Below are 14,557 nucleotides of genomic sequence, written 5' to 3'. Positions count from 1 at the left end.
GCCGACCGTCCGGTCCGCGGGCTGGCTGCGTTTGGGTGATCAGTCATCGCACCCGGCCTACGCAATTGCTCCGCCCTCCGCGGATGCCTGCTGGGCTTGGCGAACGAGTTCGGCCAGGTGCTGTGCATGCCGATCTGCCCCGTGTTTGATCTGCGTGTGGCAGCTGAAACCGTCGGCAAGAACATGGACGGTGTCGTCCGCTGCGCGAACTGCTGGTAGGAGCACCTGTTCTGCTGCGGCCATCGAGACGTCGTAGTGACCGTTCTCGAATCCGAAGTTACCGGCGAGGCCACAACAGCCGGAGTTGAGTTTGGTGTCCTGTACACCCATGCGGGTCAGCAACCAAGCATCATCCTGGTCTCCCATGACCGCGTGTTGGTGACAGTGCGTCTGCCGCAGCGTCCTGGTCGGCAGCTTCGGCGGCTGCCAGTCCGGGGCGAGCTCGCGGATCGCCTCGGCAAAGGTCTTGGTCATGTGCGCAAGACGCTTCGCGGTCGGGTGACTGGACAACAGGTCAGGCAGGTCAGAGCGCAGTGTGGCCGTGCAGCTCGGTTCGATGCCCACGACCGCGGATACGTGGTCAAGATACGGCGTGATCGCTTTCAAGGTGCGGCGCTGAACTCGCCGTGCCACATCGAGTTGGCCGGTCGTGATCCACGTGAGTCCGCAGCACTGGGTTCCGGGAGGCACGATCACCCGGAAGCCGATCTCTTCCAGAACTTCTGTAGCCGCACGCAATGGGCCAGGGTTGAGGGCATTGCCGAACGAGTCGGCCCACAGCAGGACGGTGCCTCGGTTGCCTGCGTCCGGCGAGGCGCGGCGCGTGCGGAACCAGCTCTTGAAGGATTGGGAGGCGAAGGTGGGGATAGCTCGTTCGGGGGCGATGCCGCCGAGCCGTTTGAGCACACCCGCCGGTGACGACTTGCTTGCGGCGTTGACCAACCGTGGCGCCGTGCTGGCCAGTCTGGCCCAGAGCGGCAACCATCCCATCGAATAGTGCGAGGCCGGCCGCAATCGGCGGCGGTAATGGTGATACAAGAACTCGGATTTGTAGGTGGCCATGTCCACTTGGGTGGGGCAGTCGTGGCTACAGCCCTTGCAGGACAGGCACAAGTCCAGTGCGTCACGTACCTCGGTTGATTGCCAGCCGTCCTCGATGACGCCACCGTTGAGCATCTCGTTGAGCACGCGGGCACGGCCGCGCGTGGAGTCCTTCTCGTCGCCGGTGACCTGATAACTCGGGCACATGACGCCGGCCGACCGCTGGGTTCGGCATTTGCCGACGCCCACGCATCGGCGCACGGCAGCGGCCATATCACCGCCGTCATGGTCGTAGGAGAACACCGGCGAGATGTCCAAGCTGCGGCCCGGCCGGACGCGAAGGTCGGCGTCGATAGGGCGAGGCTGCACCAGCACACCGGGATTCAACCGGTTTTCGGGGTCGAAGATGGCCTTGAACTCGCGGAAAGCTTCGATGACCGTGGGGCTGTACATCAACGGCAGGAACTCGGCGCGGGCCCGGCCGTCACCGTGTTCCCCTGAGAACGAGCCTCCATGGGTGACGACGAGTTCGCAGGCTTGCTCCAGGAACTTCCGGAATTCGTGCGCTCCTCCCTCGGTAGCGAGTGGAAAATCGATGCGCACGTGCAGGCATCCCTCGCCGAAATGCCCGTAGACAATTCCGCGTCGACCATGGCGCTGCATCAGTTCTTCGAAATCCCGCAGGTAGGATGCCAGGTTTTCGGGAGGGACGGCGGCGTCTTCCCAGCCCGGCCAGGCCTCGCCACCGTCCGGTAGACGCGTGGCGAGTCCGGCTCCGTCTTCCCGGATGCGCCACAGCTGCCGCTGTGCAGCAGGGTCGGCCACAACGGTGGTGTCCGTCGAATGCTCCCGAAGCTGGGGCATCAGGGAGCGGGCCGCGCGTTCAGCGGCCTCTGCGGTCTCGCCGCCGACCTCGATGTACAGCCAGCTCTTACCCGGTGGCAGTTGCTCGATTCCGTTCAGATGCTGCGTACTCCGGTGCCGTGCGGCGTCCACGAGAACACTGTCCATGCCCTCGACGGCCAACGGGTGTGCGCGCAGGATCTCCGGTACTGCCTGAGCCGCGGCGACAGCACTGGAAAAGCCCATCACGGCCAAGCAGCGTTCAGGCGGGGTGTACACAAGCTTGACCGTGGCCGACACGACGATCGCGCAAGTGCCTTCGGTGCCGACCAATGCCTTGGCGAGGTCGAAGCGCTTCTCGGGCAGGAGGTAGTGCAGCGGGTACCCGGAGACCTGCCTGGGGAACTGGTCAAGCTCCAGGCGGATCTCGGCGCGATGCCGCTCCACCAAGGTGCGCAGTTGTTGGAAGATCCGGCCGCGTTCGCCACCGCGGGCGACGATGTCGTCAATGTCGCCTGCGGTGTGCTGGCCGACGGTCATCTGCGTGCCATCGGCCAGCACCACATCCAGCTCCAAGACGTTCTGGCTGGTGCGGCCCCACGCCACGGAGTGCGAGCCGCACGCATCGTTGCCGATCATGCCGCCGAGCGTGCAGCGATTGTGCGTTGAAGGGTCGGGACCGAAGGTCAGACCGTGGGAAGCGGCTGCCGCCCGCAGGTCGTCGAGCACCACCCCCGGCTGCACCCGCGCCCGGCCACCTTCAGGGTCCACTTCGAGGACACGATTCAGGTGTTTGGAGACATCGAGGACGAGGCCTTCGGTGATGGCATTGCCTGCGATGCTGGTGCCGCCTCCACGGGGCACCAGCGGTACGCCGTGGCGGAAGCACACCCGAACCGTGCGAACGACGTCCTCCACCGTGCGTGGAGTGACAACCCCGACCGGGACCACCCGATAGTTGGACGCGTCCCCGGAGTACTGGGCGCGCCGACCCGGGCTGAAATCGACGATCTCGGCAGCTGCCGGGCCGAGTTCTTGGCGCAGGTCATGCTCGCACTGCTCGATGTTGTTCTTTTGGTTGCCGCTGGTAACCATCTACTCGCTCCTGACTGCCTGCTTCTCGTCCGGCCGCCCGCATTCCTGCTATGCACGCCGGGCGTTTCAAGGGATCCAGCCGATTCACCCCGATAGCAGTCGATCCGTTCTAGTGGTTGATCTCCGGCTCCTTCGGGGTCATGGACCCAGCACCACGACCACCCGGGATCGACATTGGGCCGGCCGCGACCTTGCGAACGAGGAAACTGTTGAGGGCCAGAACGACACACAGCGCAAGTGCCCACTGCATGAGCAAGGTCGCCAGACTGGATGTCTCGAAGGGGTTCCACCAACTGTCGGGGGCGAACTGGAATATCGACTGGTAGATCCACCAGCCCAGGAGAACGGCGAACAGGACCGGGACCGCACGGATGGACCACGCCCACCACACCGCGGTGGCCACGCGGCCGGTTTCGGTGAGCTTGGCGCGGGCCCGGGCGATTCCATAACTCCGCATTGCGATGGACACCAGGAACCCGGTGAGCAGCAAACCGATGCCCCACACGAAGTCCTGGTTGCTCAGGAAGTCCAGGTTGATCGCCGAGGGGATACCCCCCAGGAAAATCACTCCCGTCACGGCGACGACGGCATAGTGACGCCGCAGTCCCATGTCGACGACGTTCCGCACGGCGAGTTCGACGAATGCGACCAGCGTCGAGAGGGTGGCCAGGGTGAGCGCGAGAAAGAACAGCGCCGCGAAGATCGCGCCACCGGGCATCTTGGCGAACAACTGCGCGACGTAGATGAAGACCAGGCCTTCGTTGCTTCCTTCTACGGCCTGCTGGGCGAATCCAGCCGAGCCGAGAGCGAAGAGGGGCACGAGCACGGCGATCGCGGCGAGGATCGAGACGAGGAAGTTACCGCCGACGACGATGAAAGCGTTGCTGGTTGCCTTCTCACGGTGACGTGTGTAGACGGAGTAGGTCAGGTACAACCCGAAACCCGCCCCGGTGGAAAAGGCGACCTGGGTAAATGCTTCCAGCCAGATGCGCACGTTGCCGAAGTCGGACCACTCGATGGCGAAGAGGTGCCGCAATCCTTCGCCGGCACCGGGCAGAGCCATGGCACGGATGGCGAGGATGGCCATGATGACGAAGAGTGCGGGTAACGCGATCTTCAACACGGTCTCGAAGCCACCTTTGACCCCACGGAAGACGAGCGCCCCAACCAGCAGGACCGCGAGCAGGTGGAAGAGGATGGTCTGCGGCGGACTGGAGGTGAAGCTGCTCCACACCGCCTGCGTGTCGACGTTGGCATTGCCGAAGGAACCGGTGAGCGAGCGAGTGAAGTACCTCAGTGACCAACCGCAGACGACCGCGTAGTAAAAGGCGATCCCGACGGTGACGAGTGCCATGAAGGCGCCCATCCATGCGAATTTTCGGCCGACGAAGTCGCGAAAGGCTCCGATCGTTCCGAGTTGGCTGTGCGATCCCATGAGTGACTCCGCCATGAGAAGTGGCACTGACCAGACCAGCATCACGATGACGCAGACGATCAGGAAGGTGCCGCCGCCCCATTCCGCGGCCACCCGAGGGAACCGCCAGATGTTACCGGCGCCGACGGCCATTCCTATGGATGCGGCCAGAAACGCCAGTCGCGATCCGAACTTCTCGGTGCTCATCGCAAGCCTCCTCTGGTCCGCCCACTGAGCTCCATGGCAGTGCGTACGCGCTGTTCGGCGAGTCGCCGTGCCGCTGTGTGGGTGGTGGATTCGCTGTGGCCGCTTTCGTCGAGCACGTGAAGGGTGTTGGCACGCAGTCGCTCGGATACGGCAGCGCGAATCCGAGGGGGCTCGGCAGGAAAGGCCGAGTGGCGTGCATCCATCGCGTAGGCGGCCGCTACGACTCCACCGGCATTGGCGATGAAGTCCGGCACCACGGTCACGCCGCGCTCGGCGAGCACGCGTTGTGCTTGCTCGGTCAGTGGCAGGTTGGCGCCCTCGGCCACGACCGATGCCGAGAGTTGACCGGCTGTGGTGGCATCGACGACGTCCTGTCGCGCGGCGGGGATCAACACATCCGTGGGCAGAGTGAGTTCTTCGCCGGTGCTGAGGTGTTTCACTCCCGTGATGTGGTGGACCAGAGCATCGCCCCACTCGTGCTTGGCCTGCAATACCGCAGACACATCCAGCCCGTCAGGATCATAGATGGCCCCTTCCGATGTGGACACGGCCACGACTGCCGCACCGAGAGCGTGCAGGCGTTCGGCTGCTGCGGCACCCACGGCTCCGAAGCCCTGCACCACGACGCGAGCACCACTGGTCTTCAGCCCGCGCCACTGGGCGGCCTGCTCGGTGGCTTCGGCGACCCCGTAACCGGTCACGCCCCACTGGTCGTAGGGCACGCCCCCGATTTCTCGTGGGCTGCCGACTGCCGTACGTCGATCTCCCAGCTCGTGCTGGATGATGGCTGCGTCGTGCTCGGTGAGTCCCATGTCGAGGCCGAACACATACTCTTCGGGCACCTCGCTGGACAGGGCTCGCACGAAGCTGCGCAACGCCGCTTCTTTTTCCGTCGAGGTGGGGTCGAACCGGATGCCGGCCTTGGCGCCACCGAAGAACAGATCGACACCCGCCCATTTCCAGGTCATGACTCGCGCCAGGCGGGCCACTTCGGTGATGGTCAGGCTGGAGCTCATGCGGGTTCCGCCCTTGCCCATGCCTCGTGCGGTGTTGTCGATCACGAGCACACCACGCATGCCGATGCGGGTGTCGGCGACGGTCACGATCTTTTCCGGCCCCCACTCGTCGGCGTGGGAGAAATCGTCCATGTTCATGCGAAGTTCACCCCTTGGGCCAGCGGCAGGTCGGTGGAGTAGTTGATGGTGTTCGTGGCTCGACGCATGTAGCCGCGCCAGGCGTCCGAGCCCGACTCACGGCCGCCGCCGGTGGTCTTCTCGCCGCCGAACGCGCCGCCGATCTCGGCACCTGAGGTGCCTATGTTGACGTTGGCGATGCCGCAATCGGACCCGGCCGAAGCTGTAAACCGTTCGGCTTCGCGCTGGTCGGTGGTGAAGATGCTTGACGACAGGCCTTGCGGCACGGCGTTGTGGAGGGTGACGGCTTGCTCAAATGTGCGGTAGGTCAGCACGTAGAGGATCGGGGCGAACGTTTCCTGCTCGACGACTGCGGTCTGTGCGGGCATGCGCACGATGGCGGGCTCGACGTAGTAGCTCCCCGCGGCCTCGTCAGTCAGGCACCGCCGGCCACCGGCGACAACCTCTCCCCCTTCGGACACGGCCTGTTCCAGAGCGTCGCACATCGCCACGTAAGCGCCTTCGTTGATCAGCGGACCGACCAGGGTCTCGGTCGAAAACGGGTCACCGATGTTGAGACTCGAATAAGTCTTGGTCAGCCGAGCGACGAGCTCGTCAACGATGTCTTCGTGCACGATCGCGCGGCGCATCGTCGTGCACCGTTGCCCGGCGGTACCCGCAGCCGAAAACGTGATTCCCCGGGTGGCGAGGTCCAGATCTGCCGACGGCGCGACGATGGCCGCGTTGTTGCCGCCCAGTTCGAGAATCGCGCGGCCGAACCGCTCCGCGATGCGCGGGGCGATCTCGCGCCCCAGCCGTTCCGAGCCGGTCGCACTGACCAGCGGCACGTCGGGGCTGTCCAGCAGCGGCGCCGCCTCGACGGAGCCGGCCAGCACCAGTTGATGAATACCGGCGGGGGCCTCGACATCTGCGATCGCGCGGTCCAGCAACGCCGAGGATGCCAGCGCTGTCAGTGACGTGAGCTGCGAGGGTTTCCACACGACGGTGTCGCCGCAGACCAGAGCCACAGCCGTGTTCCAGGCCCACGGGGCGCAGGGGAAGTTGAACGCGGTGATCACACCCACCACCCCCAGGGGGTGCCAGGTCTCCACCAGTTTGTGCCCGGGGCGCTCGGAGGCCAGTGTTCGTCCTTCGAGCTGGCGTGACATGCCCACGGCGAGATCGCAGATGTCGATCATCTCCTGGACCTCACCGAGCGCCTCCGAGCCGATCTTGCCGACCTCGATGGTCACCAGGTCCGCCAGGTGATGCTTGTGCTCGGTGAGTAGTTCCCCGAACCGCTTGATCAGTGCGCCGCGCACGGGTGCGGGTGTGTCGCGCCAGGCAGGAAAAGCATCTTTGGCCGAGTTGATGGCCTCGCGAACCTGGGGCTCGGATGAGCCCACGACGGTGAACAGGTCCTCACCAGTGATCGGCGAGCGTGCGGCGAAGGTGCACTCACCGGTGTCGTCGTATCCGATCGCGCCGCACGCGTGGAGAGCTGTGCGGGCGCGCCCGGTGAGTTCGGTCGTGGTGGTCAGCGTGGTTGCGGAAGTCCTCGACATGAATCTTGTCCCTTCGGTTGAGCTCTCTTATCGGTGCGTGCCGGTAACCGGTGTGCCGAGTGCTTGGCGCACGGCCTCCAGCGATCGTTCGCACTGCTGCGCGTAGAGGTCGTAGGGGTCGTGCAGGGTGCGTTCCAGCACGCCGGACATCCAGGAGCTGTCCAGGGTGGTGGCCTGTTGGGTGAGGTCTTTGGAACCGTCGTCCGTCAGGTTCGATTGGAAGATCCCGGCCGCCGAACGCGGCAAAAAGTCTTCGTAGACGATCGGTTCGGCACTGACCCACCTTTGTTCGATCAGCTCGGGCAACGTCGGTGGCGGTGGTGTCGGGCTGCGATCGCGTCCGGTGTCGACGGTGAAGGTGAAATACGCGAGGTCGTCGTGTACCAGTTCTTGTTCGGTGCGGGGGAAGCGCTGTCCCCACATCTCGGCGGCCACCTCGGCACGATTGCCTCCCGTTGCAGCGCGACGACGGTCCACCTCGGTACCGAGCTCGTCGTAGCGCGCTCGTCCCCGGGGCGTCAGCGCGATGCCCCGTGCCTCGACTTCACCGAACCGCACCCGCAGAGCGCCCTCGGTCACGGATCCGTCTACCTCTCGAAACCGGCGTGGTTCGGCCAGTGCGCGAAACGAAGTCTGGCGCAACAGCACGTCCGGACCTTCCCAACGAGGCGGTCCCTGGATCTCGTCGATCATCGTGATGCCGCGCCCCAGCATCCGCTCGTACAACTCGTCGATGTCGAGCACGCGAGGGGTGAGATGGTTGATGTGGGTGGTGCTCACACCGCCGATGTCGGCAGCGACGCTCGAGACCCGTTCCAATTCGGCATACCACCTCCGGTCCACTGGCTCGTGGGACAATTCGAAGCTGGCTACGGCCAGGTCGAGGAACCGTTCGGCGTCGACCTGACCCAGGTACCCCTCCTGCTCGCACCGCCGCGCCAAGTTGATCAGTTCTGCGGGAAAGAGGCTGCGCGAAGACAGGAAGTTCTCGAGACGATGCTGCAGATCAGAGCCGAAGAAGCGACGGTCCGAAGGGGTGAGAACCGAGGTGAACACACGGAAGGGATTGAGGGCGAGCTCTTCCTCGTCGATGGGCCGGAAAGCGGTGGAGACCACGGGAACCGCGCTTACGGCAGCATCGCGGAGATCGTAGAAACCGACCGGGTGCATCCCGAGCGCGGCGAAGATCTGCCCTACCTGCCGTAGTTCTTCCGGAGTGCCCACGCGGATCGCGCCATGCCGTTCTGCGGTGACTCGGTCGATGTTGCCCAGACGCTGCGCTTGTTCGGGCTCCTTGGCCAACACGTCTCGGTTCACTTCCTGGCAGACGTCAACGAGCCTTGTATAGGCAGGTACTTCGTTGCCGTACATCGTCGAGAGCCGCTGAGCGAACGCTGCGCGCAATTCCCATTGCAGGATGGCCATGTTTTCTCTCCTTGCTTATCCCGGTGCTTTGCACTGACGCGATGAGGCTGGAGTCATGCGGGCGTTCGCTCAGACCACGTTGAGCTCGCGCTGGACCGGACTTCCGTCGAACCGCTCCGCCGTCAGTGGCGCCACATCCACGAAGGGGGACACGCCCAGGTATAGATCGCGGATCACTTCGCCGGCCGCAGGGGCTTGGAGAAATCCATGCCCGGAAAAACCTGCCGCATACAACACACGACCTACCGCGTCGGACTGCCCGATCAGCGCGTTACAGTCCGGGGTCATCTCGTACAGACCTGCCCAGCCCCGTTCGATCGGCAGATCAGCCAGTTCGGGAACACAGGTACGAGCTGCGTCGTGAAACGCCGGGAGCCATTCCTCGGAGTACTGGGTGTTGAACCCGTATTCCTCCGCCGGATCGGACATGCCGAGCAGGAGTCCATCGTCGGAGTTATGAAAATACAGTGAGGTGGAGAAGTCGATGGTGAACGGGACGCGGGGTGGCGTCGGTGCCAATGGCGAGGTCAACGCCAGCTGCCTGCGCAGCGGCTCGACCGGCAGGTCGATACCGACCATAGCGCCCACAGATTTCGACCAGGCCCCGGCTGCGACAATGACCGTCGAGGTCCGCACCTTTCCTTTGCTGGTCCGCACTTCCCGGATGTTCCGCGAACCGTCGGTTTCAATGTCGAGCACCGACGTTTGGTCGCAGACCCGCACTCCGCGAATCTGGGCCGCGCGAAGGAAACCGTGCGCGGCTGCGGGCGGGCGAGCATGTCCATCGTCCGGAGAGAACGCGGCACCGAGAACGTTCTCAGTCGTCACGTAGGGACACAGGCGCTGCGCTTCGGCAGCCGAGATCATCCGGCTGGCCACGCCCAGGTCGTTTTGAATCGCCACGTTGCGCTCGAACCGAGCCAGGTCCTCCTGCTCACGCAACAGGAACAGGTACCCGACACGCTCCATCGAGATGTCTGTACCCATCGATGACTCGAACCGAGCGTAGGTCTCGAGGCTGCGCGCTCCCAGCGCAATGTTGAGCGGGTCGGAGAACTGGGCCCGCAGGCCGCCGATGGGCTTTCCGGAAGACCCCGAAGCGACCCGGTCGCGCTCGACCACCACGACGTCGGTGACCCCGGCTTCGGCGAGGTGGTAAGCGATACTGGCGCCGACGACACCGCCTCCGATCACGACGGCCTCCGCATGGTACGGAAGCTTGCCCTCACTCATTTCAGTTCGCATGGGCCACCCTTCAACATCGGGTCGCACGGCAGAACCAACCGTCGTGACACGTGGTTCTCCGGCCAGTGCGCTGTACGTGATCCAGGCCACCTAGGCGGTGGTTGCGTCGAAGCTACGGCGCAATATCCGCCAGCACTAGCGATGGAAATTCGACCAATTCGTTTAGCATCTCTATATGGATATGACGATGGGTCAGCTCCGAGCTCTGCGCGAGCTCTCCCGGCGCGGCACCATGGCTGCCGCTGCCGACTCGCTGGGCTACACCGCAGGGGCGATCTCGCAGCAGCTCGCCAACCTGGAGAAAGCAACCGGGACCGCGTTGACCAGCAAGCTCGGACGGAAGGCCCAACTCACTCGCAGCGGCGTGATCTTGGCCGAACACGCCGAACAGATCCTGCGGGCAGAGGCCGACGCACGAGGCGCCCTCGAAGCCGGCAATCAGGACGTAGCAGGGCCACTTCGCGTCGGCACGTTCGCGACCACCGCTTCAGTACTGCTCGTGCCCGCCATCGCCCAGGCCTCAAGCCGGTTCCCGACTATGACCATCACAAGCAGAGAGTTCAGCTTGGATGACATTTCGGCTGCCGTGCGGGACGGTGAGGTCGATGTCGCCCTCGGTCTCGACTACTCACACGCCCCTATCCCCAGAGAACCCAGGACCGAATTCGTCAGCCTGCAAACCGAACGGTTTGGTTTGGCAGTAACCGGAAATCTGTACACGCCGGAGACGGTGCCCCTCGACATCGCGAAAGACTGGAACTGGATCCTGCCACCCGCAGACACGCAGTACGCCCGAGCGCTCTACGCGGCCTGCCGACTGTCCGGCTTCGAACCGCAAGTGGCACACGAGGTCACCGACACCCGAACATCGCTGGAAATCGCCGCCCAGGGTCTTGGAGTCGCACCCATTACCGACCTCATGGCAGACCTGCTCCGCCCTGACTGTCTACACAAGATCGAGCTGAGCGAACGCATTGAACGCCACATAGTCCTCGTACGCCGCACTCATCCCACACAACCCGCTGCCATCACCGCCATCACCGACGTTTTCGCCGAAGTCGTCCACGAGGCCCGGAGCCAAAGCAGCTTCGATAACGTCGAACAAGCGCAATGACGGGTGGTTTGAGTCCCGGTATCGGGTGGTGATCCGGCTTGGACGTCACACGTTTGCCGGGCGACGCGGGACTCGGCGGCTACGTGGGCGATCGGCGGCCCCGCAGCCGTTCGGCTGGTCGATCGCGGTCTGCCGGTGGGAGGTGGGAGCCAGCGGCGCGTTAGCGTGAGACACACCGGGGTGGCACATGTCTTCGCACTTCACATGCCGCTACCAACAGACCCGCCCCTCTCAACCGCCCAGGCTCGCCACTCATCAACCTCATGTACCTCAACCGCAGTCGGAATCGGCCGTGGCGTGCATGAGATCGCGCAGGGCCTGAACGGCGACCGCGAGCACGGCGATGTCATAGCGGTCCGCGGTAGCCAGGTCGGCATGTGTGACACGCGCGCGCTCGATCGCGCGCCGGTGGGCGGCGGCCCACTGGTCGAGGCCGCCCTGCTCCAGGGCTTGCACCGCGAGCAAACGCTGTTGTGCGCACAATTCATCACGCAGAGCCGCACGGGCCATCTGCGCCCGGTGGGTGTCGGAAGATTGGATCGTGGTCCCCTCGGCGATCCAGTCGAGTTCGAGGTGCTCGCCCACCAGGAAGTACTGCTCGGCCAGTGTGGTCACTTCGCAGCTCAGGCGCTCTGCGGCAGCGGTGAGATCGAGGGCCGGGACGAGCAGTCCGATTGCGGCGACGCGACGAGCGAGCGTTTCGGGAAGGCCGCGTTCGGCCGGCGCCCGCCCGAACCGGCCGGGCTCGGCTGCGAGCCATCTCAGCAGGGCCTGGACACCCGGGCTGAACCGGCTGACCTCCTCGCCCACGGACAGCCGATTCTCACGACGCCGTAGCAGCCAGCACGCGTTGTGCTCGAGGACTCCTTCGAGGAGCTGCCGTGCGCTCAGCACCGTTTCGAACGGCACTGTCGGGTCCGCGCTGTCCAGCTGATCCCAAAGTTCGTCGAGGTGGAGCACGTCCCGCACGACCAGGTAAGCGCGGAGGGCTTCGGTGATGCTCGCCCCCGTCCGGTCCTCGAGCCGGGAGATGAATCCAGGCCCCATGCGGTCGATGAGGTCGTTGGCTACGCGGGTGGCGACGATGTCGGCGGCCAGCGGATGGGTTGCGATCTCGTTGGCGAACCGGTGGCGCACCAGTTCCGGGAAGTAGCCACGAAGCACCGGTAGGAAAACCGGGTCGGCTGTCTCGTCGGAAGCCATCAGTTCCGCTTGCATGATGTTCTTGGAGTGCGAGAGCAGCACCGCGATCTCCGGTCGGCACATCCCCTCGCCCCGTTCGCGACGGGCGGTGATCTCCGCGGCGCCCGGTAACTGTTCCTGCGCCCGGTCCAACAGGTGCTCGAGCATGACCCGTTCGTGCCGGTCCAGCAGCGTTGAGCCGACCCCTTCGGCGAGGCTGATGGCCAAGGTCTGCCTGCGGTTGTCTTCGAGGACGTTGCCCACGACTTCGGGCGAGCAGTCGGCGAGCAGCCGGTCCCTTTCGGCGCGACTCAATTCACCGCGTTCCATCGCCTGCCGCAGCAGAACCTTCAGGTTCACCTCCCGGTCGGAGATGTTGACCCCGGCGGCGTTGTCGATGAAATCAGCATTGATCTTCCCGCCGCGGCGTGCGTATTCGATGCGGGCGGGCTGGGTGAGGCCCAGGTTCCCGCCTTCACCGATCACCCGGCAGCGCAGCTCGGACGCGTCGATGCGGACGCGATCGTGCGCACGGTCGCCGACGTCGGCGTGCTGCTGTCCGGAGGCCTTCACGTAGGTACCGACGCCGCCGTTCCACAGCAGATCGACCGGAGCGCGCAGGATCGCCTGCACCAGCTCGTCGGGAGTGAGCTCGGCGGCGTCGACGTCCAGGCGGCGCGCCACCTCGGGCGTGATCGGCACCAGCGGCGCCGACCGGGAGAACACACCGCCACCGGTGGACAGCACCGACGAGTCGTAGTCGGCCCAAGACGATCGGGCCATGGCGGCCAGGCGCTGCCGCTCGGCGTAGGAACGTTCCGCGTCGGGATCCGGATCGACGAAGATGTGGCGGTGGTCGAACGCGGCGATCAGGCGGAGTTTGGGCGACAGCAGCATCCCGTTCCCGAACACATCTCCCGACATGTCCCCGATGCCCACGGCCGTGATCTCTTCGGTGTCGACCTTCACGCCGAGTTCGGCCAGATGCCGTCGAACGCAGACCCACGCACCACGTGCGGTGACGCCAAGTTGTTTGTGGTCGTAGCCGCTCGAACCGCCGGAGGCGAAAGCATCGTCCAGCCAGAAACCCGCTTCGCGGGCCACTCCGTTGGCCACATCCGAGAACGCGGCGGTTCCCTTGTCGGCAGCGACCACGAGGTACGGGTCGTCCCCGTCTGTGGCCACCACTCGCGGTGGGCGGTGGACCGCGCCCGCGAGGATGTTGTCAGTGATGTCGAGCAGCCCGCGCACGAAGATCCGGTAGCAGCGGCGCACCTCCTCGGCCGAGGCCGCCGGGGCTCCTTTGACCGGTGAACGGGTGATGAAGGCTCCTTTCGCGCCGGCGGGCACGATGAGAGCGTCCTGCTGCGCCTTGACCAGCGCCAACACCTCGCCCCGGTAGTCCTCCATGCGATCGGACCAGCGCACGCCGCCGCGCGCGGTGCGCCCGAAGCGCAGGTGCAGGCCCTCGACGTCAGGGTGGTGGACGAAGGTCTCCACGGCGGGGCGCGGGACGGGCAGGAAGGGCAGGGCGGCCGGGTCGAGCTTGACGACGATGGTGTCGCTCGCGCGGCCCTCCTCGTCGCGCCGGAAGTAGTTGGTGCGCGTCGCGGCGCGGCCGAACGCTGCGAGCCACCGCAGCAGGCGGTCCTCGTCGCGCGTCGAGGCCGCTTCGATCAGCGCGTCCAGATCGTCGGGAACCGCGCCGGAGCCGTCTGGGTCGAACCTGGCTTCGAAGAACTCCACCCACCGGCGGAGGAATGTGGCGTTGCGGACCAAGATTTCGCTGGCATAGGCGTGGCTCATCGGCAGACCTGCCTGCCGGAGATACCGAAAGGCAGTCCGCACGAGCTGCACCTGACGCGCGCGCAGCCGCGCCGCCGGGGTCAGCCGGGCGAAAGTGTCGCGGTCGCAGTGCCGCTCCCAGGCTGCCAGGAACGCCTCGCCCAGCAGGCCCTTGAGCTCGTCATCGACCCCGGTCAGCTCGTGGCGGAAGGTAAATTCGTCGGACTCACCTTCCGGCCGGTGGTCGACGAGCCCCAGGCCGAGGTCTTCGAACAACGGGAGCACGTCGGCCAGCGGCGGACGCGTTCGCGGCCAGCCCACCACGCAGCGCACCTCGCTCTCGCCGGCACTCCACTCCATGCGAGCCGACCCACCGACGAACCCTTCAGAGGCCGCGTTCCTGGCTGATGAGCCGAGCTTGTCCGCGTCCATAGCCGCCTCCTGGACTCAGGCTAGTGCTGTCGAACCCGCCCGTCCACGGGTACCTAACCTTAGGTGTAATATGTTA

The 14,557-nt window shown here is 65.3% G+C and carries 8 protein-coding genes; 1 reads left to right on the top strand and 7 read right to left on the bottom strand.

Features of this window, described 5'->3' with window-relative positions; all coding sequences use genetic code 11:
- Nucleotides 1-57: 57 nt before the first annotated feature.
- The 6 genes from ACYVAN_RS11830 to ACYVAN_RS11805 form a co-directional block, all read right to left on the bottom strand.
- Nucleotides 58-2,979, bottom strand: coding sequence for an FAD-binding and (Fe-S)-binding domain-containing protein (locus tag ACYVAN_RS11830; protein ID WP_460958765.1), 2,922 nt, complete (start codon nt 2,977-2,979; stop codon nt 58-60).
- 109 nt (nt 2,980-3,088) lie between these two features.
- The gene (locus tag ACYVAN_RS11825; RefSeq protein WP_460958763.1) at nt 3,089-4,600 is read right to left on the bottom strand and encodes a sodium-dependent transporter; all 1,512 of its coding nucleotides are present in this window, start codon (nt 4,598-4,600) and stop codon (nt 3,089-3,091) included.
- Entirely contained in the window at nt 4,597-5,754 is a 1,158-nt protein-coding gene (locus ACYVAN_RS11820; RefSeq protein WP_460958761.1) for a Glu/Leu/Phe/Val family dehydrogenase, read from the bottom strand. Before ACYVAN_RS11820 ends, ACYVAN_RS11825 begins: the two co-directional genes overlap by 4 nt.
- On the bottom strand, nt 5,751-7,298 hold the full coding sequence (gene amaB, locus ACYVAN_RS11815; RefSeq protein ID WP_460958759.1) for an L-piperidine-6-carboxylate dehydrogenase: 1,548 nt from the start codon (nt 7,296-7,298) through the stop codon (nt 5,751-5,753). The genes ACYVAN_RS11820 and amaB overlap by 4 nt, the downstream gene beginning before the upstream one ends.
- Before the next feature lie 27 nt (nt 7,299-7,325).
- Nucleotides 7,326-8,723 (bottom strand): 2-oxoadipate dioxygenase/decarboxylase, encoded by a 1,398-nt coding sequence (hglS, locus tag ACYVAN_RS11810; protein ID WP_460958757.1) that lies wholly within the window; start codon nt 8,721-8,723, stop codon nt 7,326-7,328.
- Nucleotides 8,724-8,792: 69 nt separating this feature from the next.
- Nucleotides 8,793-9,968 carry an NAD(P)/FAD-dependent oxidoreductase gene (locus ACYVAN_RS11805; protein WP_460958755.1) on the bottom strand — a complete coding sequence of 392 codons (1,176 nt, stop codon included), beginning with the start codon at nt 9,966-9,968 and terminating at the stop codon, nt 8,793-8,795.
- A 175-nt stretch (nt 9,969-10,143) separates the two neighbouring features.
- On the opposite strand from ACYVAN_RS11805, the gene ACYVAN_RS11800 reads away from it, so the two are divergent.
- Entirely contained in the window at nt 10,144-11,082 is a 939-nt protein-coding gene (locus tag ACYVAN_RS11800) for a LysR family transcriptional regulator (protein WP_460958753.1), read from the top strand.
- Between the two features lie 270 nt (nt 11,083-11,352).
- Here ACYVAN_RS11800 and ACYVAN_RS11795 read toward each other — a convergent pair whose 3' ends face one another.
- Nucleotides 11,353-14,481 carry an NAD-glutamate dehydrogenase domain-containing protein gene (locus ACYVAN_RS11795; protein WP_460958751.1) on the bottom strand — a complete coding sequence of 1,043 codons (3,129 nt, stop codon included), beginning with the start codon at nt 14,479-14,481 and terminating at the stop codon, nt 11,353-11,355.
- Nucleotides 14,482-14,557 lie beyond the last annotated feature (76 nt).

The sequence above is a fragment of the Parasphingorhabdus pacifica genome, assembly GCF_054779195.1.
The sequence above is the reverse complement of the archived record's forward strand: the minus strand, read 5'-3'. Positions and strand labels throughout refer to the sequence as shown.

What these genes read in the sequence shown, in the direction of transcription:
- ACYVAN_RS11825 (WP_460958763.1), bottom strand. Translation starts at nt 4,600, where the DNA reads ATGAGCACCGAGAAGTTCGGATCGCGACTGGCGTTTCTGGCCGCATCC.
- ACYVAN_RS11830 (WP_460958765.1), bottom strand. Translation starts at nt 2,979, where the DNA reads ATGGTTACCAGCGGCAACCAAAAGAACAACATCGAGCAGTGCGAGCAT.
- ACYVAN_RS11795 (WP_460958751.1), bottom strand. Translation starts at nt 14,481, where the DNA reads ATGGACGCGGACAAGCTCGGCTCATCAGCCAGGAACGCGGCCTCTGAA.
- ACYVAN_RS11805 (WP_460958755.1), bottom strand. Translation starts at nt 9,968, where the DNA reads ATGCGAACTGAAATGAGTGAGGGCAAGCTTCCGTACCATGCGGAGGCC.
- ACYVAN_RS11820 (WP_460958761.1), bottom strand. Translation starts at nt 5,754, where the DNA reads ATGAACATGGACGATTTCTCCCACGCCGACGAGTGGGGGCCGGAAAAG.
- hglS (WP_460958757.1), bottom strand. Translation starts at nt 8,723, where the DNA reads ATGGCCATCCTGCAATGGGAATTGCGCGCAGCGTTCGCTCAGCGGCTC.
- ACYVAN_RS11800 (WP_460958753.1), top strand. Translation starts at nt 10,144, where the DNA reads ATGGATATGACGATGGGTCAGCTCCGAGCTCTGCGCGAGCTCTCCCGG.
- amaB (WP_460958759.1), bottom strand. Translation starts at nt 7,298, where the DNA reads ATGTCGAGGACTTCCGCAACCACGCTGACCACCACGACCGAACTCACC.